Source organism: Ochrobactrum sp. SFR4 (assembly GCF_019730395.1).
Taxonomy (GTDB): Bacteria; Pseudomonadota; Alphaproteobacteria; order Rhizobiales; family Rhizobiaceae; genus Pseudochrobactrum.
In genome coordinates this window covers 1-232 of sequence record NZ_JAAPBB010001462.1, presented here as the reverse complement: position 1 = coordinate 232, position 232 = coordinate 1, and the positions used below count along the sequence as shown (strand labels likewise).

The following is a 232-nucleotide window of genomic DNA, read 5'->3' as shown; positions in this document are numbered from 1 at the left end:
AACATTGCGTCATGGGTGCGGATGCAGTGTTTGACGAGACCAATTCTGGCTTGATGGCAGGTTATTTCTTGCTGCATGATGCACATGAAGCAATCTTTGGCGACCTTCCCCGCCCGTCCAGCCGTTTGGTTCAGATGCATCTGTCGCAGCTTGGTGCTGAATTAGGCAAACTTTACGAAATTGCCTTGGAGCGAAGCAAGGCGACACTCGACGAAGCAATCTACGCTAAAGC

Annotated in this window: 1 pseudogene; it reads left to right on the top strand. The window is 50.9% G+C overall.

The window, feature by feature from the left end:
- Nucleotides 1–232, top strand: a pseudogene (locus HBA93_RS23880) (hypothetical protein); the annotation flags it as partial.